Here is a 25,703-nt window from a genome sequence, read left to right as displayed (position 1 = left end):
TTATTTCATGGTTTGCGAAAGCCTGCGCAGTGAATCAATGACCACAGCCCGATCGCTGGTGCGCCACAGCGGCGGCATTGAGTTAAGTAGGACACTTCCGTAGCGTTTGGTCACAATTCGCGAATCTAAAATGGCCACTACCCCGCGATCATCAACGCTGCGAATTAAGCGGCCAGTGCCTTGCGCCAGCAGTAGCGCTGCGCGCGGTAGTGATACTTGCATAAAGCCACTGCCACCTGCGGCATCTGCCAACGATGCACGAGCTGACATAACCGGTTCATCAGGACGCGGAAATGGAATTCGATCAATTGCAACCAAGATGCAAGATGAACCTGGAACATCAACGCCCTGCCAGAGCGACATCGTGCCGAGCAGAATTGATGTTTCATCTTTCGCAAAACGTTCAACGAGCGGACCAACTGCATCTCCACGTTTCTGAGTAATTATGGTGATCGGTAACTCTTTTAAAACGCTGCGCAGATGGGCATCGGCTGCTTCAACACCGCGCCATGAACTAAATAGCGCCAAGGTGCGTCCACCCGCTGCATCAATTAACTCGCCGAGTTCAGTTAAGACTTCAGGACTTGGTCCATCGCGACCTGGTTCAGGTAGATGCTTTGGCATATATAGAACGCCTTGATTGGCGAAATCAAATGGTGAGCCAACATCGAGCATCTGCACATTTGCCGGATCAATATCGCCATCTTCACTTTCAGTGTCTGCATCTGAACCAACGACGAAACCAATACTGCGCGCCATCGCATCAAAGCCATTGCCAACGGTGAGCGTTGCAGATGTCGCAATCACTGGAGTCTTGGTTAATAGGTTTGAACGGAGAACTTCAGAGACAGAAAGCGGTGCTAAATGCAGTGTTGAAAAGGTTGGTTCATACCAGAGCACGTGGGTATTGCCCATCTTTAACAATTTGCCACAAGTTGTATTGATCTCAGAGACCGCACCTTTTACACGGGCGCGCTCTGCAATCGCATCAGAATCGATAATGTCGTCATCGGCGTTGATGATCTGCACGATCGCAGCTGCCGCATCTTTAACTTTACGGATAGGTGCTTCAAGTGAAGATGGAATTTCTTCAAGCCGACCTTGCGCGGCAAAGTCACCGCGGATCTGATCTCCGTAATCTGCCATCGCATCGTGGAAATTATCGGCCGCTTTGGTGAGCGCATCAGCTAACTTGCCCGGCATATGTTTGCGCGCCATCGCGGCTGCGCGAATCACGCGCGCAGATGTGAGCTCTTCGGTCACTGCCTGCGTAGTGCGATCCATAAACTCGTGGGCTTCATCCAAGATCACCGCATCGCGTTCGGGCAAGATCGGATGTGAATCAACGATTTCGATCGCAAGCAAGGTGTGGTTGGTGACTACAACATCTGCGGTCTGTGCCTTCGCTTTAGCGAGTGCTGCAAAACATTGTGGCCCGTAATTACAGACATCGGCGCCAACGCATTCGCGTCCAGAAAGTGAATTTGCCGCCCAGACTCTGCGATCGACATCAGGTGCATCATCGCGATCACCTGAAACGCCTGGAGTCTTTGCCCAGGCATGTAAACGTTTGGCATCTTTTTCTAAGTAACTTACCTCCAGCAAAACTTCGCCATCGGGATCTGGTTCATCGGTATTCATCTTCTGTAAGCAAACGTAGTTGCCGACGCCTTTGTAAATTCCATAAGTAATCTCGCGGCCTAACTCTTTTTCAAGTGCTGGCACAACAGCAGGTAAATCACGTTCCACTAACTGCCGTTGCAGCGCAAGAGTTGCCGTTGCAATCAAAACTTTGCGGCCATGGACAAGTGCTGGAACTAAATAAGCCAGTGATTTTCCGGTACCAGTGCCGGCCTGCACCATTAAATGGTGGCGATCGGTGAGCGCATTTGCCACCGCTTCAGCCATTTCGATCTGGCCTTCACGTGGTGATCCCCCAATGGCGGCGACTGCGGCATCCAGGGCCGAACGCACTTTCGCCGATAGATCACTCATATTTGTAGTTCAATCCTCACTGGGCCACAGTAGCGAAAATCAGTGACACCACCCGTGACCAAGCCTTACTTGCTCATATAAGGTTGTGTAAGACCTGGAGGAATAATGAAAATCGCACGAATTGGTGAACGCGGATCAGAACGCCCAGCAGTTATCGATGGTGATAACGCAATCTATGTTGATTCACTTGTCAGCGACTGGGATCGCGAAAATTTAGAAGCCGGTGGTTATCTACGCGTTGCCAACGCTGATCTGAATTCACTTCCCCGCACACCGCTTGCCGGTCTTCGCTACGGCGCAGTTATCAATAAGCCAACCAAGATTATTTGCGTAGGTCTTAATTACCTAGCGCATATCAAAGAGGCGGGGTTCGATACTCCACCTGAGCCAGTTATCTTTATGAAGGCTCCAGATTCGATTACCGGTCCAAATGATGATGTTGTTATTCCACCAAATAGCGCGGCCACAGATTACGAAGTTGAACTCGCAATTGTTATTGGCAAGTCCGCGCTTTATCTAAACTCTCCTGAAGATTCTGCAGAGCACATCTTGGGTTACTCAATCTCGCAGGATGTTTCAGAGCGCCACTGGCAGATGGAGCGCGCCGGTCAATGGGTTAAGGGCAAGTCATTCCCCACATTTAATCCAGTCGGCCCAGTAATCGTTTCAGCAGATTCAATTAACGCTCATAACCTGCGCTTATGGTGTTCAGTAAACGATGAGATGAAACAAGATTCCAATACCGATGACTTGTTATACGGAATCAACCACATCGTTTGGTACATCAGCCAATTTATGGAGCTCTGCCCAGGTGACATCATCAATACCGGAACGCCATTCGGTGTAGGCATGGGCTTTAAGCCACCGATTTATCTAAAGGCTGGCGATGTTCTTAAGACGGGCATTGAAGGTATCGGTGAGATCACCAACCACGTTAAAGCCTATAACGCGGGAGCAAAGTAGTGAGTAAAGATTTCGCAGGCTTAACCGCCATTGTTACAGGCGCAGGCTCTGGTATCGGTTTAGAAGTTGCCCGTAAGTTAACTGAGCAAGGTGCGAAGGTATTCGGCTTTGATCTTCGCTCTGGTGATATGGGTCAGCTAGCAACATTTATTGAATGCGATATCGCCAACCCCGATAGCGTTAAGAAAGCATTTGTTGAATTCGCCAGCCAGAGCAAGACGCTAGATATTCTGATCAACAACGCTGGCATCGGCGCTATCGGCACCGTCGAGCAAGCCACCGAAGAAGAATGGCTACGAGTTTTCAATGTAAATGTTTTTGGCACAGGGCGCATGAGCGCTGCAGCGATGCCATACCTAAAGGCCAGTTCACATGCCGCAATCGTTAACACTTGTTCGCTAGTTGCAACAGCTGGCGTTCCAAATCGCGCGGTTTACGGTGCCAGCAAGGGTGCGATCTACGCACTTACTCTTGCTATGGCAACCGATGGAATTGCTCACGGTGTTCGCGTTAACTGCGTTAACCCTGGAACATCAGATACCCCTTGGATTAAAAACTTACTTTCTAAGGCAGATAACCCTGATCAGGAATATGCCGCCTTGCAAGCGCGCCAACCAATCGGGCGTCTTGTTTCACCTGTAGAAGTTGCTAGCGCGATTGTCTTTCTGGCAAATCCTGCACAAGCATCTACAACGGGCACCGCACTTGGCGTAGATGGCGGAATGCAAGGACTTCGCCTTCCTCGTTAATTTTTCTTGTTTATAGTTGCAAAGAAATAAGTTGCAGCAATTAGTGCAAGCAAGATGACTCCGTAGGCTGCGGCAAATCCAAAGTTCTCGCTGACAAATCCCATGATCCATGGTGATGTGCCATTTGAAATGCCCATACCAATCACAAAGGCGGCGATACCGCGATCTGAACCCTGCGCGGTCGAAGATGCGTTTGCGATAGCAATAGATGCACATGGCCCAATACCTGCAGCGGCAATAATCAAACCTGCCAAGGTAAGCGTTGGTGATGATGCAAAGATAACGAGCAATACACCTGATCCGATCGCCACAAATGAGAATCGCCAGATGCGATACAGGTTATGTTCATTCTTAGTTGAAAGATAGATGCGAGTTAGCGCCACGAAATAAGGTGCGATGGTTGCAAATAGAACCGCAGATTTAACCTCTGATCCACGCTCAGTTAAAAGATCTAGCGCCCAAGCCGATAGTGAAACTTCCATTGTTATCGTCATAAAAGCAAAGAGAAGAATTGCGATCATCGTGTTATTCCAGATGATCTTGCTATCGGCATGGTCTGGCTCTGGACGAGCTTCTAATTCAGGAACGATCTTTAAGGCAACTAGCCCAATAAGCACAGCAGTTGTTGCAACTGTTGCGCGCCAAGGAATATCTGCCTGCGTCGTAATGCCAATTACCGTTGGAGAAACGGATGCCGCAAACAAACCGACTCCGGTTGATCGGAACATATTCTTCAGCGCCGTCTTTGAATGCGCGCCCAAGATTGCCGTCGTTGTGTTGCCTGCGATAACCGAACCAGTTGCAGTAAGGATCACTGCAGGTACTGAGAAATAAATATTTGGGCTAAGGCAATAGACAAGTGAACCAAGAATTAATAGCGCCCAACCAAAGCGAATAGTTTGGTGGGCAGGCCGGCGATGGCCATGACCGAGCAATATAAATGAGATAAATACCAAGGCTGCCGCCCAGCCGATGTTGTGCCAACTGGCTACTACGCGGGTTAACTCAAAGTCGCGCTTAATTAGTTGAATTGAAAATCCGATTGAGCCCATTAAGAAGGAGCTCATTGCATTTAGGGTCACCAAGCGATGCACCAACTTGCGGGGCAGGGCTTGTGGCAATTACTTCTCCTAAACTTGCGAAGTACATATCTTATCTTTGCCAAGCCCTTGCATTTGAAGAAATCTAGCGAATTGAACTGTTTAATAAAAAAGCCCCGCTGAAATTAATCAGCGGGGCTTTTTAACGGGGTTGGTTTAAAGAATTAGCTGCAACCAGATGTATTTCCGCAGCCTTCGCATACGAAACATGCACCTGACATACGCATCTTTACGCCACATGTCATACAGAGCGGTGCATCTGATTTGATTCCCATTGATTCAAGGAGATCAGATGATGAACCGATTGCTCGATCAAGTGGTGCTGGTTCGATCTTTACCTCAACTGCTTTTGGTGCTGGAGCAGCCACAGGAGCCGCCGCAGCTACAGCCGCTTTTGGGGTATCAGCACTCGCAGGTGCTGCATCTTGTGTGTACTCGCCTGTTTCAAGTGCGCGTGCACGCTCTGAGGCTGTAAACAGACCCATCGCTGAACGCTGATCGAATGGTAAGTAATCAAGTGCCAGGCGACGGAAGATGTAATCCATCATGGATTGCGCCATGCGGATATCTGAATCATCTGTCATACCTGCTGGCTCGAAGCGCAAGTTTGTGAACTTCTCAACGAATGTTTCTAGTGGAACGCCGTACTGGAGTCCGATTGAAACTGCGATTGAGAATGCATCCATTACACCGGCAAGAGTTGAACCCTGCTTGCCAAGCTTTAGGAATACTTCACCAAGTGCACCATCAGCGTATGCACCTGAGGTCATGTAACCCTCGGCGCCGCCAACAGAGAATGATGTTGTAGTTGATGGGCGTGACTTTGGAAGACGCTTGCGAACTGGAGTAGCAAGTGCTTCTGCTTCAACAGGTGCATCTTTCTTCTTAGCCTTGCCATCTGAAAGTGGCTGACCGACCTTGCAGTTATCGCGGTAGACAGCAAGTGCCTTGATGCCCATACGCCATGCTTCAAGGTGAACTTCTTCAACTTCTTCAACAGTTGCATCCTCTGGGAGGTTAACTGTCTTTGAAATCGCACCTGAAAGGAACGGCTGGCAAGCAGCCATCATGCGTACGTGGCCCATTGGAGCAATTGAACGCGCACCTAGTGCACAGTCAAATACTTCGTAGTGCTCTGTCTTTAGCCCTGGAGCATCGATTACGTGGCCATTGGCTGCAATGAATTCAACAATCGCTTCGATTGTCTCTTCGTTGTAACCGAGCTTACGTAGCGCAGCTGGAACTGTCTGGTTAACGATCTGCATTGAGCCGCCACCGACGAGCTTCTTGAACTTAACCAATGAGAAGTCAGGTTCGATACCAGTTGTATCGCAATCCATCATCAAGCCGATTGTTCCGGTTGGTGCAAGCACAGAGATCTGTGCGTTACGCCAGCCGTTCTTGTCGCCAGTTGATAGACATGCATCCCATGCCTTATTTGCTTCAGTCCAGACATCGATATCTAGAGTTGAAAGCTGCTTAGCTGCAGATGATGCTGCTGCATGCTTGCGCATTACGCGGGCATGAGGCTTAGCATTTTGTGCAAAGCCTGCATATGGACCAACAATGCCAGCAAGTTCTGCTGAGCGCTTATATGTTGTTCCGGTTAGAAGTGAAGTGATTGCACCAGCAAGAGCGCGTCCACCCTCTGAATCGTAGGCAAGACCTGAAGCCATAAGAAGTGCGCCAAGGTTTGCGTATCCGATTCCGAGCTGACGGAAGGCGCGAGTTGTGTCGCCGATCGCTTCAGTTGGGAAATCTGCGAAACAGATTGAGATATCCATTGCAGTGATGATCAAGTCAGATGCGCGTCCAAATGTCTTGGCATCAAATGATCCATCATCCTTTAGGAACTTCATCAAGTTAAGTGAAGCCAAGTTACATGATGAGTTATCTAGTGACATGTACTCAGAGCAAGGGTTTGACGCGTTGATGCGACCTGACTCTGGAGTTGTGTGCCAATCATTGATGGTGTCATCAAATTGAACTCCAGGATCAGCACATGCCCATGCAGCTTGTGCAATCTTTGTGAAGAGTTCGCGCGCATCAACTGTGTCGATAACTTCGCCAGTTGAGCGAGCTGTTAAACCAAACTGCTCTCCGTTTTCAACCGCTTGCATGAACTTATCTGAAAGGCGGACTGAGTTATTCGCGTTCTGATATTGCACAGAGATTATGTCTTTGCCTCCCAAATCCATATCAAAGCCAGCATCGCGTAGTGCACGAATCTTGTCTTCTTCATTGACCTTGGTTTCGATGAATTCTTCGATATCTGGGTGATCAACATCTAGAACAACCATCTTGGCTGCGCGACGGGTTGCGCCACCAGATTTGATTGTTCCTGCAGATGCATCTGCACCACGCATAAATGAAACTGGGCCAGAGGCTGTTCCACCGGACTTTAGAAGTTCCTTTGATGAACGGATACGTGACAAGTTAAGTCCTGCACCTGATCCACCTTTGAAGATCATTCCTTCTTCGCGGTACCAGTTAAGGATGCTATCCATCGTGTCATCAACCGACAAAATGAAGCATGCGCTTACTTGCTGAGGTGCTGCTGTTCCGACGTTAAACCAAACTGGTGAGTTAAAGGAGAAGATCTGGTGCAAGAGCATATGTGTTAGCTCGTGCTCGAAGATCTCTGCATCTTTATCTGTTGCAAAGTAACCGAATTCTTTTCCGGCCTTTGTATATGTAAGAACTACGCGATCGATGACCTGCTTTAGAGACCACTCGCGATTTTCTGCTCCCACTGCCCCGCGGAAGTATTTGGTAGTAACGATTGTTGATGCGTTTACTGACCAAAAATCTGGAAATTCAACACCGAGTTGTTCGAATACTGTCTCGCCTGTCTTCCAGTTAGCCTGGACAACATCGCGACGCTCCCACTTAACTTCATCGTATGGATGAATTCCCTCATTTGTATAAATACGTTCGATCGTTAAGCCCTTACCCTTTACGGTGTTATGAGCTTTGATCTTGATTGGTCGGTTGATGACCGTATCTGACATTTTTATTTTCCCGTCTTCTCTTTTAACGATTGCTCGTTGTTGTTTGATTCGTTTTTAACGATGGGGCGTCGCTTTGTTCTTTTGTTGCATTTACTGAGGAATTTGCACTTGCTGAGTTTGCGCTGTGGGAAATAGCGCTCGAAGGCACCGCTCGCAGTAACGCGATCTCGCCTTCGAAATCTTCAAGGGAGGCAAAGTTACGGTATACCGAGGCATATCGCAGGTAAGCCACCTCATCGAGTTCGCGAAGTGGCGCAAGGATTGCCAAGCCCACTTCTTGAGCTTCGATTTCTGCTTTGCCAGTGCGGCGAAGGGTTTCCTCAACGCGCTGGGCCAACAGGACTAGATCATCTTCGCCGACTGGGCGACCTTGGCAGGCTTTACGTACGCCAACCAAAACTTTTTCGCGAGCAAATGGCTCGGTTGCACCAGATCGTTTAATAATGTTGAGAAGAGCGACTTCCTGAGTTGAGAAGCGCTCGCCACATTGTGGGCATTCACGGCGACGGCGGATCTGAGTGCCATCTTCGACCGGACGAGAGTCAACAACTCGAGAATCATCGTGGCTGCAGAACGGGCAAATCATCTCGGCGTGTCTCCCTTCGAAATACTAGATATTCCCAAATTTAGATGTATTGGCGAACCGCTGAAACTACCCTAAAAACACTACTTATGGAAGTTTTCTTCGTTTCGACCCCTACATATAGTGGGAACTATAAAGCAAATCTTGAGAGTTTTCCTGATGAGTACGCATTAACCATTGCTAGGGCGTGTCGGGGCTATCTCTTAAAACTAATTCAAAACTAATCGAGCGGGATGCGTACCTTCTGGCCTGCCTGGAGCTCAGCCGTTGCCAGCGAGTTAACGGAAGCGATCTCATCTACGAGCGCGCGAACATCTCCGCCATCTGCCATACGGGTAGCCAGCGACCAGAGGGTATCCCCAGGGGCTGCGGTGATCTCAATAAAAGATGTTGGGGCGCCAACGGTGTCGGTTGTGCCGGCCCCGGCCTGGAAGCCAAAGACGCTGGCTAGGACCACAGCGAGTGAGAGAACCACGAACGTACGGGCTAGGCGACCACGGCGATTTAAACGAAAGCCGGACGGATTGGTTGAATAGCCTTGAAACCCTTGATTTATAAGGGTTTGCGCGCTTGTTGCGTTTAAAGAAACTGTGCTCATGGTTTTCTCCTGCTGGTACTACCTTGGGGAAGGTATTCGAACAGTTGTTCGAACAAGGCCAATTAAACCCCATGCCACCGACATCGGCAAGTTATTTTCGAACATATGTTTGATTTTTTTTCCTAGGCGTGGGACGATTAGCCCATGGCTAAGAAACCCGCATCCAGCAAAGTAACCGAGCTCCCAGACTTCACCTCCGACGAGGAGAAGCTAACCGCCCGCCAGCTCAAGATCCTCCAGGTCATCAAGGCGAGCATGGACGACGAGGGTTACCCACCGTCAATGCGTGTGATCGCTAAGGCCGCCGGCCTTTCATCCCCTGCCTCCGTCAAATACCAGCTCGAGATCTTGCAGGAAAAGGGTTTTATCACCGCCCACCCAACTCGCGGCGGAGTACTTGAAGTATTAATGCCTGGCGAGAAATCCGAACTCGAAGTCGAAGCCACCAAGCAGGTTCCACTCGTTGGTCGTATCGCAGCCGGTGGCCCAATCACCGCAGAACAGAACGTTGAATCAACTTTTGCACTCCCTGAAACTTTGGTCGGCAAGGGCAACCTCTACATGTTGCAAGTTGTCGGTGAATCAATGATCGATGCCGCAATCTGCGATGGTGATTACGTTGTTATTCGCGAACAGAAGGATTGCAACAATGGCGAGATCGTTGCCGCGATGATCGATGGCGAAGCAACTGTTAAGACTTTCCAGCGCAAGAACGGCCACATCTGGTTACTTCCTGCCAACCCCGCATTCGAGCCAATCAATGGCGATAATTGCGAGATCTTGGGCAAAGTCACCGCTGTTATGCGCAGCGTTCGCTAGTTAATTACTTTAATTTAAATTAGTTAAATACAACTAGCGTTGAAAGCCCTAGGGCGATCAACAGCCCTGCAACCACTATTGAGTTGCGCTTACCGATTCGCTGTGGCGCACCACCAATGCCACTTGCGCGATCCTGATCCATATCTTTAATTACATTTATAAAGTGTGCAGCAGATCCCAGCAACGCTCCCCCAAGCCACATCCATACTGGTGGAGTTACATCTTTTGATATCGCAATACATGAAGGTAGCGCCGCAAAAGCCAGCGCGTATGGAAACCATGAGAAGACATTGAATTTAAAGTAGAAGTTGTAGGCAACTCCCATTGATATTCCAAACATATAAACCAAGCCGCCTTTAAACCCAAGCGGGCCAAGCAAATTTGCCACAAATGAGAACGGCACCATGAAAGTTAACCAGCGCTTTAAATAGCTTTGCGAGATAAGTTCAGATACAAGTGGTTTGTTCTGCCGGTTATGCATCAAATCATCTTTATAGTCATATAGATCATTGCTCCAGCCGACAACCAATTGACCGGTAAATACACCAAAAGCGATTACATAGGCGGGTCCTTCCCACCAGTAATGCGCGGCAAAGAACCAAGAAATGCTCGTGACAATTAGCGTCGGCCCAAAGTGTGAGGCTTTAAGCAGGCCGCGCAATTTCTTCAAAGGTTTATTCCTTGACCAACATCGCCATGAAGTCCTTAACTTCAGTGGCCTCCAGCGCTTTGCGATCTAAGCAAAGGTCCAAGATCTTCTTCTGTTGATTGGCGTCGAAGATGCGGTTTAAGTTGATCTTGAATTTCTCAACTAGCAACGGAATTCCCTCAGCGCGACGACGAGCATGGCCTACTGGATATTCGACGACTTCTTCACCAAGCACTGTTCCATCGTTAAATTCGATGGTCATTGCATTAGCGATCGAACGCTTTGCGGGGTCAAAGTAATCTGCAGTAAAGCTTTCATCTTCGCGCAGGTGCATCTTCGCGCGCAGCGCATCAACTCGTGGATCATCCGCGATTACATCTTCGTAGTCACGGGCAGTTAAACGACCAAAGATCAACGGCACCGCAACCATGTACTGGATACAGTGATCGCGATCTGCAGGGTTATTAAGCGGCCCCTTCTTATCGATGATTCGGATACATGCTTCGTGGGTGCGGATGCTGATCTTGGCGATGTCATCGCTGGTCTTTCCTGCAGCAACCATCTGCTTATGCAGCGTAAAGGCGGCTTCTACCGCTGTTTGTGAGTGGAACTCTGCAGGGTAGGAAATCTTAAACAGCACGTTCTCCATTACATATGAACCGTATGGACGTTGGAATTTAAAGTGATTGCCGCGGAATAAGGTGTCGTAGAAACCCCAGCTCTTGGCAGTTAGTGCAGATGGATAACCCATCTCACCTAACTTGGCCATAAGTGCAAGGCGCACTGCGCGCGAAGTTGCATCGCCGGCCGCCCATGATTTACGTGATCCCGCATTTGGGTAGTGGCGATATGTGCGAAGTGAATGGCCATCGATCCATGCAAGTGAAACCGCGTTAAGCGCTTGCTCGCGAGTTAAACCAAGCATCTGCGAAACAACTGCAGTAGATGCGATCTTTACCAAGATCACGTGATCTAGACCGACTTTGTTAAATGAATTTTCTAGCGCGATACAGCCCTGAATTTCGTGGGCTTTGATCATTGCAGTCATGACATCGCGCATCGTGAGCCTTTGGCCGGTTCCATATTGCGGATGCTGCGAAATCCAGTCAGCGACAGACAAGATCGAGCTTAAGTTATCTGATGGGTGTCCCCATTCGGCGGCAAGCCAGGTGTCATTGAAATCTAACCAACGGATAAGCGCGCCGATATTAAATGCGCCCTGCACTGGATCTAAGCGATAAGCGGTGCCCGGAACGCGCACACCATCTTTAACCTGAAGTTCTGGAACAAGTGGTCCCAGCAACTTGGTGCAAGCTTCGTATTCGAGTGATTCCAGGCCGCAACCCAAGGTATCCATTAAACATGACCATGCGGTTTCATAAGCTAGATCAGAGGTAATCTCGTAATCAAAGACGTAATCGACGATATCTACGATCTCTTTATCAAACTCCTGATTTACACGGGTGATATTTGCCGACATTACTTATCCTTTTCGCTCTGGAATTGATCTAGCGCTTTTTCGAATTCATAATAATTAATTCGCTCGTACAACTCTTCGCGGGTCTGCATCGAATCGATGACACCGGCTTGGGTTCCATCACGGCGAATCGCCTCATAAACGTTCTCGGCCGCCTTGTTCATCGCGCGGAAAGCTGACAACGGATACAAGATCATTCCAACCCCATTGGCACCGAGTTCATCGCGCGTAAAGAGCGGGGTTAAACCAAATTCGGTGATGTTAGCCAAGATCGGCTTGCCGACAGCTGCAGCAAACTTCTTATAACTTTCCAAGTCACGGATCGCCTCAGGGAAAACAAAGTCAGCGCCGGCTTCAATGTACGCAAGTGATCTTTCGATCGCAGCATCGATTCCTTCAATCGCAATCGAATCTGTGCGCGCCATGATTCCAAAATCTGCATCCGTGCGCGCATCAACGGCTGCCTTAATGCGATCAACCATTTCGCCCTTGCTAACAATCTCTTTATTCGGGCGATGGCCACAACGCTTTGCCTGCACCTGATCTTCAATGTGCATTGCAGCTGCGCCTGCTTTGATTAAATCTTTTACAGTGCGACCGATATTAAAAGCCGATGGCCCAAAACCTGTATCGGCATCAACCAACAGGGGCAGATCACAAACTCCAGTTATTCGACGAACATCAGTTAAGACATCTTCTAAAGTTGTTATTCCAAGATCTGGAACACCCAGTGAACCTGCGGCGACCCCACCACCAGATAAGTAAATGGCGCGGTATCCAGCCCGCTTTGCCAGCAACGCATGATTTGCATTTATTGCACCAACAATCTGCAGTGGCTTCTCTTCCTGCAGCGCCTTCTTAAATTTACTTCCGGCCGATTCTGGCTTCATCTGCGCATTCTAATCAGCGGCCAATTAATTAACTAATCCGAGCGGCTGATTGAGATATATCCACAGCCAAGGAGAAATCTGAATCTTGGCGGCTTGTTACCAATACCTTTCGCACGCCTTAATCCTTAACTCCACGCAGATGCGCGCCGCCAGCGACCCATTTGTTCACTCAGCAAAGGCTGAGAATGGAGAAAGGAGTGCAAATGAAATGAGAGCTACCGATTGGGTGACGCTTGTCGTTGCCTTAGCCGACCTCGTATTTAGATACGTGGAAATGCGAAGCGCCCGTCGAAATAACGACGGGCCGGATCTCAGCAATCTTTAATTCGCATCTGGCGGCCGTGTCGGTTCTGGCGAACCGGCGCGGTCCACTAAATATATATCAAAATTCTTTCTCTGCAAGTGCAATCAAATAATTTAATCAAATAATTAAAACTACTTTCTGTAATTTTCTTAACCTTGAACGACGATGCGAACAACGCTTTCTGGCGTTACCGGGCCAGCACCAATCTCACTTTCTACATTCGTTCCGATGCCATTGATCTTGGCGGCAGATAAAACCGCTAATTGCGTTGCGATTTCAGTCATCCAGTAAAAAGCGGAAGGCCCGGCCTTATCTAAAATAGATTGCGCCTGCGCAATTCGTGCATCGGAAAATTTCTCGGCGCCATCGCGGTCATCGCCGACAACTGAAAGCAGATAACCCTTGATCTCAGCGGCCATCGCATCGGAGTAATAAGTGCTCTCAACCAGTTCGCGGAGTTCGGCATCGATCCCCCGCGGCTTGCGCACCTTCTTCTTGCGATTGATAAAGAGATAGATAACCGCCGTAAGAGCCAATAGTTCGAACATCTTCGCCTCCTTTTCGCCGACTGCTATTGCAGGCGGGCATAGGACTACCTAGATTTAGACTCTAATCCAGCGCGCCGACAACCGCACTAGGCGCATAAAAAGCGGCAAAAGAAACGGTGAAGTAGCCATGAAAACTCGTTCAGCGCTTCGCATCGCAATCGCCTTACTTTTGACTGTCACCACGTTAACCCCAGCAAGCGCCGCCGATCCTTTTCCGATGCCGCCTGAACCAAAGTGGTGGAAGCAGACCGGCCTAACCGATATCCGTTATGGCCAATGGATTCCATGTCGCGATGAATGGCAGATCACCAACGATTGCATTGCAGGAATCAACATTTATAAATCAGATGGAACAGATGCTGGCGCCCTCACCTATCAGGTTCCGAAGGATTTCAAACCGAGTGAGTCTGTGCAATATTGGTTGATTACAAATACCCCTCAAGGCGAACCTGTTGAGAACTCTGCTTATGTAAAAGATCAAATGGTTCCTATTTCGCATTGGAAATTGCCCACAGGAATAACAAATAGCGATGGCACGGATTTGATCCATTCATATGTCCACCTTATGAGCGCTAGTTTGCAGATCAACACGACTGGATACAATCAAGATTTAAGTTCGCTTCCTGAAGGCTACTATTTTGAATTTAAATTAAAGAGCAGCGGATTCGCCAAGAAAATCAAATGGGTGCTCTCTAATGTGCGCGATCCAGAGGTAAGCGTTGCTGGCGACATAATCACCGTAAAGGGACTTCCTGAAAATAGTCCGTCTGCACAACTGGGCGATCAAGTCTGCGATCAGAATTTATTGAGAGCAAAAACTACGAAAAGAAATATCGCAGTAAATATGATTTATTACGATGCAGGTAATAAGACAGGTGAGACTCGCCCCGATGATGTAATCCTCGGAACAAATGGTTGGTGGTGTCTAAGTGATTTCCGCTTTGATCGCGTAAACCAGCAGATCGTCGTAAAAGTTGGCAACGCTCACTTCGATGAATACGGTAACGAGATCCAGGGCTGGATGGAGCTGAAGATTAAAGGCAACCGCGCCCGCGACTGGTGGGGCATCGATCCTGCAATTGCTGCAGGTTATGCCAAAGTGGAAATCTCTTACCAAGATGGAACTACAAAAATAGCAACCGTTAGCGCTAAATATGATTCGAAGAACGATTGGATCAACCTGCGCGCCTACGGCTTTACTTACTCATCTCCACAATTGGCTATTAGCTTTAAGGGGCCAGAGCAAGCAGTAAAGCAGCCTGTGCAAGCAACCAAGACAGTTGCGCCAAAGAAATCAACGATCACTTGCGTGAAAGGCAAGACCTCAAAGAAGGTAACCGGCGCACCACCTAAGTGCCCAACAGGCTTTAAAAAGAAGTAGCTAAAAGGCGCGTAAAAACGCTGATCCAATTACTCTTTACGCATGTCGCAGCTGATCTATATTCCTTTTGATCACCTGCACCGCAAATTTGGCGCACTAAAGAGCGCTGACCCTAAGCAAGATGTAATTGTGATGGTCGAAAGCGCGCGTATGACAACGGGGCGCAATTGGCACCCACAACGCCTGCACTTTCTTATCTCCTCCGCTCGCCACTTTGCACAATCACTGCGCGATGAAGGTTTCACCGTTGAATACGAGAAAGCCCCAACAACTACTGATGGATTAACCAAGGTTAAGAAGAAATATAAGACCCACAAGTTAATCTGCGCTGAACCGTCATCTCATCGCCAGATGGAACAGCTCAAAGAGTTTGGCGCAGAATTTGTCGAAAACGACTTTTTCCTAACCACCCGCAAGCACTTCTTTATCTGGGCGGATTCGCAGAAGAGCTACCTGATGGAGACTTTCTATCGCGCCCAACGTGCACGTTTAAATATCTTGATTGAGAACGGCAAACCAACTGGAGGCGCTTGGAACTTCGATAAAGAGAACCGCCTGCCTCCCCCAAAGAACTACACCTGGCCCAAGTATTTAGAACATAAACCTGATGCGATTGATCTTGAGGTTGGTAAAGAACTGGGCTTCACTCCCACCACCACTTGGGCGACAACCCGCAAAGGCGCACTTGCTCAGCTAAAGAACTTTATCGAAAATCACTTCGCAACATTTGGACCATACGAAGATGCGATGGCTCTGGATAACTGGGCGCTGCATCATTCACTACTTAGCCCTTACCTAAACAACGGACTTCTTCACGCCAGCGAGGTTATCGATGCCGCAGTAAAGAAGTTCAACACCGGCGAAGTGCCGATCGAATCTGCCGAAGGTTTTATTCGCCAAGTAATTGGCTGGCGCGAATATGTAAATGGTATGTATTGGTATTTAGGCCCTGAATACCGCGAAAACAATCAACTGAACGCAACAAAGAAACTCCTGCCTCTCTTTAGCGATCCCGCTAAAACCCAGATGAACTGCGTAAAAACAATCGTCACAGATATTCAAGATCGCGCTTGGGTGCACCACATCCCGCGCTTAATGGTCTTAAGTAATTTAGCCCTAATCACCGGCACCAACCCACAAGAGTTTCTTGATTGGATGCGCGAAGTCTTTATCGATGCCACCGAGTGGGTAATGGTTCCAAACGTTATCGGTATGGGCGTTCACGCAGATGGCGGTGCGATGATGACCAAGCCATATGCAGCAGGCGGTGCTTATATCTCGCGCATGTCTAATTACTGCAAAGGCTGTGCCTACAACCCCAAATTGCGCACCGGCGATACCGCTTGTCCATTTACTACTTTGTATTGGGATTTCCTAGATCGTCACTCTGAAACCTTTAAGAAGAACCACCGCATGAGCCAGCAGATCTTCGGTCTTAATCGCTTATCTGATCTACCTGAGTTAAAGGTGCGCGCCAAAGAAGTTCTAAAAGGTTTAGATGCAGGAACTATTTAAATTAACTTTAACTAAATAGATTTATTGCGTTTGGAAGAGATAACCCCGGTATTAAAACCCGCCAGGTTAAGTCCGCCAGCAAAGCGCGCGTGCTCGATCTTGATGCACTTATCTTGAACAACATTTAAACCTGCTGCCACGCCTCGTTCGGCAGATACATCATCGCTAATTCCGAGCTGCATCCAGAAAGTCTTAGCTTTAATTGCGATCGCCTCATCTAGCACGCCTGGGATATCTGATGCCTTTCTGAAAACATCGACAATGTCCACTGGCTCTGGAATATCAGCAAGTGACTTATAAACCTTCTGGCCTAAGATCTCATCGAGCTTTGGGTTTACAAAGAACAACTTAAAGTGCGCAGCCGACAACAAATAAGTTGCAACAAAGTAACTAGCGCGCGATGGGTTATCTGATGCTCCAACGATCGCAACGGTCTTGGCATCCTGCATGTACTTCAAACGCTCCATCGCGTTTGGTTCAGTAAATGCCATTAGCGAGCCTTACCTGTTGCAGTTGTTAAAGCCTGATCTAGATCCCACAAGATATCTTCAATATCTTCCAAGCCTACGCTTATGCGAACCAAGTCTTGTGGAACTCCGGCCTCAATCAACTGATCATCAGTTAACTGGCGGTGCGTGGTGCTTGCTGGGTGAATCACTAGCGTGCGCACATCTCCGATATTGGCTAAGTGGCTCGCTAACTGCACCGAGTTAATAAATTTCTCACCTGTTTGGCGTCCAGATAAATCACCTGATGCCTTAACGCCAAATGAAAATACTGAACCAGGACCTTCTGGCATGTACTTCTTAGCGCGCGCATAATGTGGATGGCTAGCAAGTCCTGAGTACTTGACCCAGGCAATACGTGAATCACTTTCTAACCATTCCGAGACGGCTTTGGCATTGATGACGTGATCGCGCATACGTTGTGGCAGCGTTTCAACGCCTTGCACCAATAAGAAAGCTGACATCGCACTTAGCGATGCTCCGATATCGCGCAGTTGTTCAACGCGAACCTTGGTTAAGAATCCAAACTCACCGAAGTTCTCCCACCAAGAGACTCCACCGTATGAAGGAACTGGCTCGGTCATCATAGGGAACTTGCCGTTACCCCAATTAAATTTGCCGGATTCAACGATTACACCGCCCAGTGTTGTGCCGTGTCCACCTAAGAACTTGGTTGCTGAGTGAAGAACAATGTCAGCACCAAATTCGATTGGGCGCACTAAATATGGTGTGGCAACAGTTGAATCGATAACTAAAGGCAGGCCAGCATCGTGTGCCACCTTTGCCAGTGCTTCAATATCGCCAACTTGTGATGCTGGGTTGGACACCATCTCGGCATAAAGAAACTTGGTTTTATCAGTGATCGCCGCGGCAAAATCTTCAGCCTTATCCGACTTTACGAAAGTTGTATCCACACCGAAGCGGCGCAAGGTGACATCTAACTGAGTCAACGTGCCGCCATATAAAGCAGATGATGCAACTACGTGATCGCCTGTACCGACAAGAGCTGCGAAAGTTAAGAACTGCGCTGCTTGTCCGCTAGATGTTGCAACGGCCCCGATGCCGCCTTCAAGTGCTGCAATCTTTTCTTCAAAGGCTGAAACTGTTGGGTTACCAATTCGGCTATAGATATTGCCGTACTTCTGTAGCGCAAATAAATTTCCGGCATCTTCGGTATTTTCAAAGACAAATGCTGATGATTGGTAAATCGGAAGTGCGCGCGCACCAGTTTGTGGATCTGGCTGCGTGCCAGCGTGCAGAGCCTTAGTTTTAAAGCCCCACTTGTGTTCGCTCATAAACCAATTAAACACCAATTCCGTATCGCGGCTATAATCGCCGAATGAGCACGAGCAAATTCCACGTTACCCAAGATGAACCTCATCGCTGGCGCAACGTTGAAGAGCTCGTCTACAAAGATGAAGATGGCGATGCCACATTTAAAGATGTAACCCGCCGCGTCTTATTTGGTGAAGAACATCAAGAAGGTATGGAAGTTCGCTACTTCGAAGTAGATGCCGGCGGCCACACCACTCTCGAAAAGCACGAGCACACCCACCTAGTGATTCCGATTAAAGGTAAGGGCTCTTGTTTAGTTGGCGATGAAGTTCTACCTCTAGCAATTCATGACTTGGTCTACGTTCCATCATGGGCGTGGCACCAATTCCGCGCCGCTGAAAACGAAGTGCTTGGCTTCCTATGTATGGTCAAAGTAGATCGTGATCGCCCAACTCTGCCAACGCCTGAAGAACTTGCCGAAATGAAGAGCAATTCTGAAGTTGCCGCTTTTATTCGCTCGTAACTTACTTTTCTAGTTTGCCAAGCGCATAACCACTTAAGCGCGCTTCAGGCTTTCCTTGTCCACGGTGCATAGCAAGAAACTCTGAAGTTCCATCTGTGCCACATAAAGATGTAATCGCACCTGATCCGCCTGGATGAGAACCAATCCATTTCGTTAAATCGTAGACATATCCATTAATGACAGTCCAACAACTAGAAGATGTGCCGTTAGCTTTGACGCGCTCCATTGTGTAACCCGTTGAAGCTGGAGCTGCAGATTTACTTGGCTCTGCAGATTTTGATGCCATTGGAGTTGCACTCATCGCCGGTGCTGCAGGTGCCGCACTCGCAGCAGCAGTTGCCGATGCAGTTGGTGCGCTCTTAACCACCACACCTTTATTCCAAACCAACTTACTTCCCTTTTTCACACAAGTAAATTTGCGACCAGATACTGTCGAAGACTGTCCCGCCTTCTTGCATGCCGCACCTTCTTTAGCAGCGGCAGAGGCAGATGGGGCAACAACTAGAGCCAGAGCAACGGTTGCGCCAGTGGCGATCGCATAAATTTTCATAGCGAAAGGGTAAACCAGCGTGCTGGGCTATGCGCGCTAGAACCAAAATTCACATGGATTTTTCAGGTCGCACTTCTCCTTCCGTGCGCCTAACCTTTAGGGTATCCAAACGGATAACAGAGTTTCTTGGAGAGGAAACGCTCATGGACGAAAAGTCACTTATCAAGCAGTGGAACCACCTACGTCTTCAAATCATTCAGGCACAAGTTGCCCCAGCTCTAGTTCTTATTGCAATTGTCGCTCTTGCTGCAATCGGTTCCTTTGAAACCGCATCAGATGGCGCGAAGTACTTAGCCCTTGGCGTTGCAGCCGTTACCGGAATCCTTGCGACTATCAGCCAATACGCAGCAGTGCGTGAAGGCGAAGCGTTGATCGTTGATCTTCGCAAAGTAGAGAAGCCATCTGCAATGACTGAAAAGATCGCAGATTCACGCGGCCTTGTTTCACTTTCAGCAATTGCGATCATCGCATTTGATATCGCAATCTTCGCTCTCGTTGTCTGGGCAGTACTAGGCGCCTAATGAAGATCGGTCTTGTCTTAATTGCCATCAATGCGATAGCGGTCATTGCTCTGGCAACGCGTTTTGATCGGCCGCGCAAAGACCCGAAGCGCCTTACCGGCCGCGGCGGAGATTTCGAGTAGTTCTACTTTCGGCGATGCGCGCTCTTCGATAAGAAGATCGCAAATACCAAAGCAACAACTATCAGGGCATTTAATCCCATCTCGTAAATCGCGCGCTCAAATGCCACATCGCTCTTGCCTGTCTGCAAAGTAAGCGATGCGCCCACCGTCAAGATATGTCGCACAGCAGCGATTACACCAATAATCAAAAACTTATCGAGCTGGTAAACGCCATCGGTAAAGCGCGAGATAACAGTGCGCAAAATTTCTAGAATGATGACGATAAACAAGATGTCATTTACGCCTTGGATCATTCCATTTGGAAAGAAGGGCGCAGTCTCAATTAAGCGCTTGATGCTAAAGAAAAATGCGCCAATGCCGATACCCAGCAAGGCGAGTGCAAGAACTGCGTGAAAGATATCTTCCATCATGTCCACGTACTTCAGTGGAAGGATAGATTTCTCTCCATAGACTTTATCTTCAGATTCAATCTCTTTTTTTGCCATAGAAAACGGTACACCCGCGTTCTTTACCTCGCCCGTCGAACCGCTCGCCACGCCCCAGTTGCCCATAGCCCCCACGCCACAAGCAGCGGCTGAAAGAACAAACGCACAAACCGCGCCCGGTCGGTATCCAATCCAAATGCATCTATCCCGTTTACATACTGCGAGATATTTCCCGGAAAGATCGCCACAAAGAAAGCCGCAACAACCCAACCCACCTGCACTTGGTACTTAACTAAAAAGACCAACGCCAGACCCAAGACAATTTCCACCACTCCAGATGCCAGCACCACAAAGTCAGCGCTAAATGGAACCCAGTTCGGAACCTGTGCCTGAAATTCCAAACGGCTAGAAGTTAAATGGGTAAACCCCGCATACCCCAGAGCAATTCCTAGAGTAACCCGTGCAAAACCTTTGACGAATCTCATTGCCCGCGCAGAACTTCGCCAGGCACTTCTCTCGCACCAACCCCGAGCGTTATCGCAGATTTAGTACGCGCAGTGATCATGAAGCTATAGATCCCAGGTTCAGCGACTTCGCTAATGCGCGATAAATACAAATACATAGTGCGACTATAAGTTTCCAAGAACTCAGTTCGCTCGGTGAATTTCATTGTTGTCTTCTTACCCGACGGCGAAGTTATAACCAGTAGCGGTAATTTAGAATTCTTCAGTTTATTCTCTGGCTTCTTATCAATGATTAAGTATTGAACATCCAACTGATCGCCTTCTTTTAAGGCGGCGCGAAATGCCTTCTTCTGTCCAGCCTTAGTAAATGATGCGCGTACCGCAAACGAGACTGTGCCATCTACCAACAGAGGCCCAGCACTTGGCGTGGTGTCGCTATTTAACAAATCCACCGGTTGATGCGCAGATGCTGGCGCCATGCCAAGCAAATTCAAAGCCAGCAGGGCGGCAATTAACTTTTTCACGCGGCTCCTCAAATTTCCTTTAAAGCGCAGCCAACTTCGCAACAACTTCTTTGGCCGAAGGATTGGTCATCGCACTTCCATCTGCGAACACCAATGTCGGCACCGTGCGATTGCCACCATTTACCTTCTCAACGATCTCAGCCGTGCCCGGTACTTCCTCAATGTTGATCTCTTCAAATGTAACTCCGAGTTCACCTAATTGAGATTTCAAACGCTTACAGTAACCACACCAGCTAGTTGAATACATAACAAATGACATGCCCTAAGAGTACTGGCGCACACTGATAAATGTTTGTTAAAATAAACTCCCTTCGTCAAGAGGCGCTCTATCCGCAGCTACAACGAAAAACCCCGTCAGCAATGGCGGGGTTTTCGCTTTTCCGCATAACTTAATGGGAAAACAAAGAAGCCCCAGGTGACTAATTCCCAGGGCTTCTAAGGAGTGGTCTCGCTGGCGGGATTCGAACCCGCGTCTACGCCTTAGTCATTGGCGTGCTCTATCCGCTGAGCTACAGCGAGACACATGCGGAACTTAAATGTTTTCCTGTTACGAGTAATTTTTTGGTCACTCATCTGTGTATAACTTTTCAATCAAACTTGAAATTTCTTTGGTAACCTTTGCTCACTTAGTCATTGGCGTGCGCTCTATCCAGAGCACAGCAAAAAAGTCCCGCAGAATCATCTGTGGGACTTTTTGTTTGCCTGCTAAACTTATGTTCTCTGAGTCAAAGAGATGCATTATTGAGCAACAGCAGAAAACCCCGTCAGCAATGGCGGGGTTTTCGCTTTCTCTCCCCATGTCACACCCCACCCATAGATTCCCCACATGGACTTCGCACTCGAACGCGCCCGCACCCTTACACCCGACTCCGATAGCGAGGAATACCTCCTTGAAATCGCTTGGCTCTATAACCGCGTAGTCCTCACTGGTTCACAGATCCCCGTTATCGACCTCGCCTACGAACTCGTCCTCCCCGAAGAATTCATCGGAGAATGCGTGAGCACTGCAATGGATATCGGCTTTCTCACTGCACCAAAGCGCGGAACTTTCGGTGGCAAGATCACGCCGAAAGCGCTGCGGAAGTTAAAGCAGGTTGGGAAGCATCGGGTTTAATTAGGTTTATTCAGTTAATTGATTACCAAAATCAGAATTAAAGTCTTGGAGATGTCTCTTCGATGATTCTCTTTAGTTCCAGAATCTTGCTCCTGCTCACAAGTTCATTTATCGACGGGATAGTTTTGTCGATACCCGGGCCCCAACCTAAGTGATAGCGCTTACTGAATCTGCGCTGTAATCCGGGTCCATCTTCCAGCGCAGAAGTCAAAAAGGTTATCAGCCGGTCATGCCTAGTTCTAACGCGTTTAGACAAAGATGGCTCTGAAATCATTTCATTGAATTGGAACTCGCGATCAATATCTATTGAAGGGTTAGTGAGTTGCCTCCATGCATCGCCTACTTGCCCCTCCCCCGTTAAAACTTCCAATTCTCTATATCGAGAATGCGAAAGTGTTTGCAATACGAAATGAACTTTATGGGTAGCCTTATCGCCAAATACATCGGTAAATCTTGAAAGGCTTTTTGGAATCCAAACCAAATTTGGAAGAAATGAAAATAGAAGTGGGTCACTAGTCGTCTTCGGCCAAATATGACAGCAGACTAATCCGGAAGAGATGCGGGAATTTCCGTAGGGGTTGTTCTTCCCTAAAATCGGTAGGTTCATAAATGTACTTTTCAACAGAGAATTATCGTCAGCGAAATAGCCTGATTCATCTGGCATTCCCCAAAGATCTCTTTTTTCTCCTGGCGCTCTCTCATCAATTCTGTGTCGCTGCCTTCTAACCGCGTATCGAGCTAACCAAGGCGCATGTCGGAAAGAATCTTCCAATGGCCAAATCGCAAACTTGATTACCAAATCAATAATCTCAGATTCTGAATATCTCTCAAATGAATCTGATGGAGTTAATCCGAGACTCTTGCGAAGTGCAAGATCAGCGTCCACAGTTCCCCCGCTATTCGATTGATAAGCTAAAAACGGGATTCGTTAATTGCCAATTTCTTTCTGACAGCTTCTGAGAGGTCTATATTTAAAACGTCTGCCAGTCTTAACAAGTACATAGCCACATCAGCGATTTCCATTTCGATATCGATCAGTTTTTCAGCAGATAACTCTGAGCGTTCCGACTCTCTTGCGGTAAGCCACTGGAACTCTGCGACCAGCTCACCCGCTTCACCTGCTACTGCCATAGACAGATTTTTGGGAGTATGAAAAACCTCCCATTTTCGTGCATCAGCAAAAGCCCGAATTTCAGCCATTAGTTGATTAATTTCGTTCATAGCTAACCTATCTTGCTAGTCGATCTCGGAAATAACTAGCTACTTGCTCGTCAGTACAGTAAATATAGCAACCCTTCATACCTCGCGTCATGAGAGTTCTGTATGTATTTCGGATTATCTGGTCTGCCTTGATGGTGGCTAATTCGGGATTCTCCTTGAACTCTTTTTTATATCCATGCAGTGAAACATCGGTGCTTGCCCGACCTGAGGGTTCTGTCGCTAAGCAACCATCTATTAATTTAAAGTCTGGGCCGATGATTACACCTACATATTCAAGTTCTAAACCTTGTGATGTGTGAATGCAGCCAATATCGTCAATAGAATTGGGGTCGATTATCCACGCACTTCCACGAGACTCCAAGTTCCACTTCGCTCGAAAATTAAACTTGGGAAATTCAATATCAAATTTCAATTTATCTTTTTTACTTATCCAGTCCCAGCAGTAACCCGCCAACATTCTCGATTTGTTGTTCAGTTTATTTCGCTTTCGAATTTCAGCGTACAGTTTCGATGGATCGTCAAAAACCTGAAAATCATAATTGGCATCGTTGAAGGAGTTACCTGAGTCCTCCGCAATCCCTAAGCTTTCATCAAGCCAGGTTAAATACCCATCGGAACCGTTACATCGAAACTGAGACTTTAACTCAAGATGATGAATCTCGGCCCCCATGGCCCTGGCGAATTTTTCGATCTCGAATGACTCCCCTATGTCCTTCCAGGTTACTTTCTGCGCTTCATCCAGGAAGAAAACAGAAGTTTTCGCGGCCTGAATAACCTCGCGAATCTGATTATCGCCTCCCTTCGAATATTGGGTTCTTAGTTTTAGTCGATGCGCTTCATCGACAATCAGTACATCGAAGTCATTTGCTTCTATTCCCGTAAAATTTCCAGATCCGCTAAAAAGCTCTTTAATCTCTCCACCTTTGAAAGCCGACTTAAGCTTCACTTCAAAAACTGCTCTAGGTGCGGCATTCGGCGTTACATAGCGAGCAATCAATCGCTGACCCATAAGTCTCGAAAGTGAATTTATCGCAATAACTGACTTACCTGTCCCTGGTCCACCTTTAACTATCACGACTTGCTTTGGCCCCTTCAAGCCCTGGAGTGAAGTCTTGACAATCGTTTCCAAGACCGTTTTTTGCTCATCAATGAGAACGAATGCTTCTTTGCCTTGAAGCATATTTGTTACTGCATCAGCTAGCTGAAGTGAAGGTTTTGTTGGTGAGGCATCGACTCTCTTAAGTAGTTCTACTCCATCACCACTCTTAATTCGATCAGAAATTAGTGCGACTATTTCTTTCTTTTGTCCTTTAATAAAAACAGGGGTATTTCGAAGCGCTTCTTCGTAACGAGAATCATTGACAACATCTAACTCAGGACAATTATGTAAATATGCGCACGAAGTAATTCTAACGGGCGTCTCGTAGACATATTCGTTGTACATTTCTAACAAGCTTGCGTAACTTCGTGCCTGATAAGAAGGATGAACGACATCTCGATTCTTCTGGCCTACGAAGGTGTTTACATGTTCCGGCAGCTCGGAATAATCAATACTTGTCCACTGCTTAAGTTCAATTATTACAATTGATTCGGACCCGTCCGCTTGCCTTCCAGAAACTATGAAATCGATTCGGTTTTTGAGTTTATTTATTTGATACTCAATAGCAATTCCTGCATCATCCGGTATATCTGGACTCGCAATAATGTGAGACATTCCGTTACCGAGTGAGTTTCGCCAGGATGAATATTCATTTTGCCCGACACCTAGGCCCAAATTCTGCTTTACGGCATCCCTGACAAGGTCTTCAATGATGTGGGCGTCCTCCAGAAATTTCTTCTTCGTAGCGAGATATGCCAGCACGAGTTAAGGCTATAG

Annotated in this window: 28 protein-coding genes and 1 tRNA gene; 9 read left to right on the top strand and 20 right to left on the bottom strand. The window is 47.8% G+C overall.

Features of this window, described 5'->3' with window-relative positions:
- The gene (locus tag A1sIIB106_RS02425) at positions 1 to 1,995 is read right to left on the bottom strand and encodes an ATP-dependent DNA helicase (protein ID WP_095670924.1); all 1,995 of its coding nucleotides are present in this window, start codon (positions 1,993 to 1,995) and stop codon (positions 1 to 3) included.
- Between the two features lie 105 nt (positions 1,996 to 2,100).
- Here A1sIIB106_RS02425 and A1sIIB106_RS02420 point away from each other — a divergent pair, with 105 nt between their 5' ends.
- Both A1sIIB106_RS02420 and A1sIIB106_RS02415 read left to right on the top strand, forming a co-directional pair.
- A complete protein-coding gene (locus A1sIIB106_RS02420; protein WP_095670923.1) occupies positions 2,101 to 2,958 on the top strand; it encodes a fumarylacetoacetate hydrolase family protein in 858 nt (285 codons plus the stop codon).
- Positions 2,958 to 3,707, top strand: a complete 750-nt coding sequence (locus A1sIIB106_RS02415) for an SDR family NAD(P)-dependent oxidoreductase (protein ID WP_095670922.1) — start codon at positions 2,958 to 2,960, stop codon at positions 3,705 to 3,707. The genes A1sIIB106_RS02420 and A1sIIB106_RS02415 overlap by 1 nt, the downstream gene beginning before the upstream one ends.
- Here the strand turns inward: A1sIIB106_RS02415 and A1sIIB106_RS02410 are convergent.
- From A1sIIB106_RS02410 to A1sIIB106_RS02395, 4 genes are all read right to left on the bottom strand, one after another.
- Positions 3,704 to 4,774, bottom strand: coding sequence for an MFS transporter (locus tag A1sIIB106_RS02410; protein WP_125932385.1), 1,071 nt, complete (start codon positions 4,772 to 4,774; stop codon positions 3,704 to 3,706). The two genes, A1sIIB106_RS02415 and A1sIIB106_RS02410, sit on opposite strands and share 4 nt — an antisense overlap.
- A 197-nt stretch (positions 4,775 to 4,971) precedes the next feature.
- Positions 4,972 to 7,818, bottom strand: a complete 2,847-nt coding sequence (locus tag A1sIIB106_RS02405) for a vitamin B12-dependent ribonucleotide reductase (protein WP_095677252.1) — start codon at positions 7,816 to 7,818, stop codon at positions 4,972 to 4,974.
- Positions 7,819 to 7,840: 22 nt separating this feature from the next.
- A complete protein-coding gene (nrdR, locus tag A1sIIB106_RS02400) occupies positions 7,841 to 8,404 on the bottom strand; it encodes a transcriptional regulator NrdR (RefSeq protein WP_095677251.1) in 564 nt (187 codons plus the stop codon).
- A 217-nt stretch (positions 8,405 to 8,621) separates the two neighbouring features.
- A complete protein-coding gene (locus tag A1sIIB106_RS02395) occupies positions 8,622 to 8,876 on the bottom strand; it encodes a LysM peptidoglycan-binding domain-containing protein (protein ID WP_190277200.1) in 255 nt (84 codons plus the stop codon).
- Between the two features lie 267 nt (positions 8,877 to 9,143).
- On the opposite strand from A1sIIB106_RS02395, the gene lexA reads away from it, so the two are divergent.
- Positions 9,144 to 9,818: a transcriptional repressor LexA gene (gene lexA, locus A1sIIB106_RS02390; RefSeq protein ID WP_095670917.1), complete on the top strand. Its 675-nt coding sequence runs from the start codon at positions 9,144 to 9,146 to the stop codon at positions 9,816 to 9,818.
- Positions 9,819 to 9,837: 19 nt separating this feature from the next.
- On the opposite strand, the gene A1sIIB106_RS02385 is transcribed toward lexA, so the two are convergent.
- The 4 genes from A1sIIB106_RS02385 to A1sIIB106_RS02365 form a co-directional block, all read right to left on the bottom strand.
- Entirely contained in the window at positions 9,838 to 10,488 is a 651-nt protein-coding gene (locus A1sIIB106_RS02385; RefSeq protein WP_095677250.1) for a UbiA family prenyltransferase, read from the bottom strand.
- 4 nt (positions 10,489 to 10,492) lie between these two features.
- Complete coding sequence (locus A1sIIB106_RS02380) at positions 10,493 to 11,947, bottom strand: bifunctional 2-methylcitrate dehydratase/aconitate hydratase (protein ID WP_095677249.1); 1,455 nt, start codon at positions 11,945 to 11,947, stop codon at positions 10,493 to 10,495.
- Positions 11,947 to 12,834, bottom strand: coding sequence for a methylisocitrate lyase (gene prpB / locus A1sIIB106_RS02375; RefSeq protein WP_095677248.1), 888 nt, complete (start codon positions 12,832 to 12,834; stop codon positions 11,947 to 11,949). The genes A1sIIB106_RS02380 and prpB overlap by 1 nt, the downstream gene beginning before the upstream one ends.
- Positions 12,835 to 13,287: 453 nt before the next feature.
- A complete protein-coding gene (locus A1sIIB106_RS02365; protein ID WP_095677247.1) occupies positions 13,288 to 13,686 on the bottom strand; it encodes a hypothetical protein in 399 nt (132 codons plus the stop codon).
- A gap of 127 nt (positions 13,687 to 13,813) precedes the next feature.
- On the opposite strand from A1sIIB106_RS02365, the gene A1sIIB106_RS02360 reads away from it, so the two are divergent.
- Both A1sIIB106_RS02360 and A1sIIB106_RS02355 read left to right on the top strand, forming a co-directional pair.
- Positions 13,814 to 15,067: a hypothetical protein gene (locus A1sIIB106_RS02360; protein ID WP_095677246.1), complete on the top strand. Its 1,254-nt coding sequence runs from the start codon at positions 13,814 to 13,816 to the stop codon at positions 15,065 to 15,067.
- Positions 15,068 to 15,109: 42 nt separating this feature from the next.
- Complete coding sequence (locus tag A1sIIB106_RS02355) at positions 15,110 to 16,582, top strand: cryptochrome/photolyase family protein (RefSeq protein ID WP_095677245.1); 1,473 nt, start codon at positions 15,110 to 15,112, stop codon at positions 16,580 to 16,582.
- 11 nt (positions 16,583 to 16,593) lie between these two features.
- Here A1sIIB106_RS02355 and A1sIIB106_RS02350 read toward each other — a convergent pair whose 3' ends face one another.
- Together A1sIIB106_RS02350 and A1sIIB106_RS02345 are read right to left on the bottom strand one after the other, a co-directional pair.
- Positions 16,594 to 17,073 carry a CoA-binding protein gene (locus A1sIIB106_RS02350; RefSeq protein WP_095677244.1) on the bottom strand — a complete coding sequence of 160 codons (480 nt, stop codon included), beginning with the start codon at positions 17,071 to 17,073 and terminating at the stop codon, positions 16,594 to 16,596.
- A complete protein-coding gene (locus tag A1sIIB106_RS02345) occupies positions 17,073 to 18,383 on the bottom strand; it encodes an O-acetylhomoserine aminocarboxypropyltransferase/cysteine synthase family protein (RefSeq protein ID WP_095677243.1) in 1,311 nt (436 codons plus the stop codon). The genes A1sIIB106_RS02350 and A1sIIB106_RS02345 overlap by 1 nt, the downstream gene beginning before the upstream one ends.
- A gap of 44 nt (positions 18,384 to 18,427) precedes the next feature.
- On the opposite strand from A1sIIB106_RS02345, the gene A1sIIB106_RS02340 reads away from it, so the two are divergent.
- Positions 18,428 to 18,886, top strand: coding sequence for a cupin domain-containing protein (locus tag A1sIIB106_RS02340; RefSeq protein WP_095677242.1), 459 nt, complete (start codon positions 18,428 to 18,430; stop codon positions 18,884 to 18,886).
- A gap of 1 nt (position 18,887) precedes the next feature.
- On the opposite strand, the gene A1sIIB106_RS07170 is transcribed toward A1sIIB106_RS02340, so the two are convergent.
- Positions 18,888 to 19,436, bottom strand: coding sequence for a cytochrome b5 domain-containing protein (locus A1sIIB106_RS07170; RefSeq protein ID WP_223299509.1), 549 nt, complete (start codon positions 19,434 to 19,436; stop codon positions 18,888 to 18,890).
- A 143-nt stretch (positions 19,437 to 19,579) separates the two neighbouring features.
- Between A1sIIB106_RS07170 and A1sIIB106_RS02330 the strand changes: the two genes are divergently transcribed.
- A complete protein-coding gene (locus tag A1sIIB106_RS02330) occupies positions 19,580 to 19,957 on the top strand; it encodes a hypothetical protein (RefSeq protein WP_095677241.1) in 378 nt (125 codons plus the stop codon).
- Complete coding sequence (locus A1sIIB106_RS07215; RefSeq protein WP_257789641.1) at positions 19,957 to 20,079, top strand: hypothetical protein; 123 nt, start codon at positions 19,957 to 19,959, stop codon at positions 20,077 to 20,079. The genes A1sIIB106_RS02330 and A1sIIB106_RS07215 overlap by 1 nt, the downstream gene beginning before the upstream one ends.
- Positions 20,080 to 20,081: 2 nt before the next feature.
- On the opposite strand, the gene A1sIIB106_RS02325 is transcribed toward A1sIIB106_RS07215, so the two are convergent.
- The 5 genes from A1sIIB106_RS02325 to A1sIIB106_RS02305 form a co-directional block, all read right to left on the bottom strand.
- Positions 20,082 to 20,564: a phosphate-starvation-inducible PsiE family protein gene (locus A1sIIB106_RS02325; protein WP_095670904.1), complete on the bottom strand. Its 483-nt coding sequence runs from the start codon at positions 20,562 to 20,564 to the stop codon at positions 20,082 to 20,084.
- A 23-nt stretch (positions 20,565 to 20,587) separates the two neighbouring features.
- Positions 20,588 to 20,989 (bottom strand): DoxX family protein, encoded by a 402-nt coding sequence (locus tag A1sIIB106_RS02320; protein WP_095677240.1) that lies wholly within the window; start codon positions 20,987 to 20,989, stop codon positions 20,588 to 20,590.
- Positions 20,986 to 21,492, bottom strand: a complete 507-nt coding sequence (locus A1sIIB106_RS02315; protein WP_095670902.1) for a hypothetical protein — start codon at positions 21,490 to 21,492, stop codon at positions 20,986 to 20,988. The genes A1sIIB106_RS02320 and A1sIIB106_RS02315 overlap by 4 nt, the downstream gene beginning before the upstream one ends.
- A gap of 19 nt (positions 21,493 to 21,511) precedes the next feature.
- Positions 21,512 to 21,751: a mycoredoxin gene (locus A1sIIB106_RS02310; RefSeq protein WP_095670901.1), complete on the bottom strand. Its 240-nt coding sequence runs from the start codon at positions 21,749 to 21,751 to the stop codon at positions 21,512 to 21,514.
- A 184-nt stretch (positions 21,752 to 21,935) separates the two neighbouring features.
- Positions 21,936 to 22,011 (bottom strand) — tRNA-OTHER (locus A1sIIB106_RS02305).
- A gap of 307 nt (positions 22,012 to 22,318) precedes the next feature.
- Here A1sIIB106_RS02305 and A1sIIB106_RS02295 point away from each other — a divergent pair.
- A complete protein-coding gene (locus A1sIIB106_RS02295) occupies positions 22,319 to 22,606 on the top strand; it encodes a hypothetical protein (RefSeq protein WP_095670899.1) in 288 nt (95 codons plus the stop codon).
- Between the two features lie 37 nt (positions 22,607 to 22,643).
- On the opposite strand, the gene A1sIIB106_RS02290 is transcribed toward A1sIIB106_RS02295, so the two are convergent.
- The 3 genes from A1sIIB106_RS02290 to A1sIIB106_RS02280 are packed head-to-tail and all read right to left on the bottom strand — an operon-like array spanning position 22,644 to position 25,688.
- Positions 22,644 to 23,492 (bottom strand): hypothetical protein, encoded by an 849-nt coding sequence (locus A1sIIB106_RS02290; RefSeq protein ID WP_095670898.1) that lies wholly within the window; start codon positions 23,490 to 23,492, stop codon positions 22,644 to 22,646.
- A gap of 26 nt (positions 23,493 to 23,518) precedes the next feature.
- Positions 23,519 to 23,827, bottom strand: a complete 309-nt coding sequence (locus tag A1sIIB106_RS02285) for a nucleotide pyrophosphohydrolase (RefSeq protein WP_095670897.1) — start codon at positions 23,825 to 23,827, stop codon at positions 23,519 to 23,521.
- Between the two features lie 7 nt (positions 23,828 to 23,834).
- The gene (locus A1sIIB106_RS02280; protein WP_095670896.1) at positions 23,835 to 25,688 is read right to left on the bottom strand and encodes a DUF2075 domain-containing protein; all 1,854 of its coding nucleotides are present in this window, start codon (positions 25,686 to 25,688) and stop codon (positions 23,835 to 23,837) included.
- Between the last annotated feature and the right edge of the window lie 15 nt (positions 25,689 to 25,703).

Source organism: Candidatus Planktophila lacus, from assembly GCF_002288325.1.
In the GTDB taxonomy this organism is placed as follows: domain Bacteria; phylum Actinomycetota; class Actinomycetes; order Nanopelagicales; family Nanopelagicaceae; genus Planktophila; species Planktophila lacus.
This window is presented reverse-complemented; position numbering and strand designations above follow the sequence as displayed.

Bases quoted from the DNA above. Each gene is read 5' to 3' on its own strand.
- A1sIIB106_RS02425 (WP_095670924.1), bottom strand. From the start codon at position 1,995: ATGAGTGATCTATCGGCGAAAGTGCGTTCGGCCCTGGATGCCGCAGTC.
- A1sIIB106_RS02420 (WP_095670923.1), top strand. From the start codon at position 2,101: ATGAAAATCGCACGAATTGGTGAACGCGGATCAGAACGCCCAGCAGTT.
- A1sIIB106_RS02410 (WP_125932385.1), bottom strand. From the start codon at position 4,774: ATGAGCTCCTTCTTAATGGGCTCAATCGGATTTTCAATTCAACTAATT.
- A1sIIB106_RS02405 (WP_095677252.1), bottom strand. From the start codon at position 7,818: ATGTCAGATACGGTCATCAACCGACCAATCAAGATCAAAGCTCATAAC.
- nrdR (WP_095677251.1), bottom strand. From the start codon at position 8,404: ATGATTTGCCCGTTCTGCAGCCACGATGATTCTCGAGTTGTTGACTCT.
- lexA (WP_095670917.1), top strand. From the start codon at position 9,144: ATGGCTAAGAAACCCGCATCCAGCAAAGTAACCGAGCTCCCAGACTTC.
- A1sIIB106_RS02380 (WP_095677249.1), bottom strand. From the start codon at position 11,947: ATGTCGGCAAATATCACCCGTGTAAATCAGGAGTTTGATAAAGAGATC.
- prpB (WP_095677248.1), bottom strand. From the start codon at position 12,834: ATGAAGCCAGAATCGGCCGGAAGTAAATTTAAGAAGGCGCTGCAGGAA.
- A1sIIB106_RS02365 (WP_095677247.1), bottom strand. From the start codon at position 13,686: ATGTTCGAACTATTGGCTCTTACGGCGGTTATCTATCTCTTTATCAAT.
- A1sIIB106_RS02360 (WP_095677246.1), top strand. From the start codon at position 13,814: ATGAAAACTCGTTCAGCGCTTCGCATCGCAATCGCCTTACTTTTGACT.
- A1sIIB106_RS02355 (WP_095677245.1), top strand. From the start codon at position 15,110: ATGTCGCAGCTGATCTATATTCCTTTTGATCACCTGCACCGCAAATTT.
- A1sIIB106_RS02350 (WP_095677244.1), bottom strand. From the start codon at position 17,073: ATGGCATTTACTGAACCAAACGCGATGGAGCGTTTGAAGTACATGCAG.
- A1sIIB106_RS02345 (WP_095677243.1), bottom strand. From the start codon at position 18,383: ATGAGCGAACACAAGTGGGGCTTTAAAACTAAGGCTCTGCACGCTGGC.
- A1sIIB106_RS02340 (WP_095677242.1), top strand. From the start codon at position 18,428: ATGAGCACGAGCAAATTCCACGTTACCCAAGATGAACCTCATCGCTGG.
- A1sIIB106_RS07170 (WP_223299509.1), bottom strand. From the start codon at position 19,436: ATGAAAATTTATGCGATCGCCACTGGCGCAACCGTTGCTCTGGCTCTA.
- A1sIIB106_RS02330 (WP_095677241.1), top strand. From the start codon at position 19,580: ATGGACGAAAAGTCACTTATCAAGCAGTGGAACCACCTACGTCTTCAA.
- A1sIIB106_RS07215 (WP_257789641.1), top strand. From the start codon at position 19,957: ATGAAGATCGGTCTTGTCTTAATTGCCATCAATGCGATAGCGGTCATT.
- A1sIIB106_RS02325 (WP_095670904.1), bottom strand. From the start codon at position 20,564: ATGGCAAAAAAAGAGATTGAATCTGAAGATAAAGTCTATGGAGAGAAA.
- A1sIIB106_RS02320 (WP_095677240.1), bottom strand. From the start codon at position 20,989: ATGAGATTCGTCAAAGGTTTTGCACGGGTTACTCTAGGAATTGCTCTG.
- A1sIIB106_RS02310 (WP_095670901.1), bottom strand. From the start codon at position 21,751: ATGTCATTTGTTATGTATTCAACTAGCTGGTGTGGTTACTGTAAGCGT.
- A1sIIB106_RS02295 (WP_095670899.1), top strand. From the start codon at position 22,319: ATGGACTTCGCACTCGAACGCGCCCGCACCCTTACACCCGACTCCGAT.
- A1sIIB106_RS02285 (WP_095670897.1), bottom strand. From the start codon at position 23,827: ATGAACGAAATTAATCAACTAATGGCTGAAATTCGGGCTTTTGCTGAT.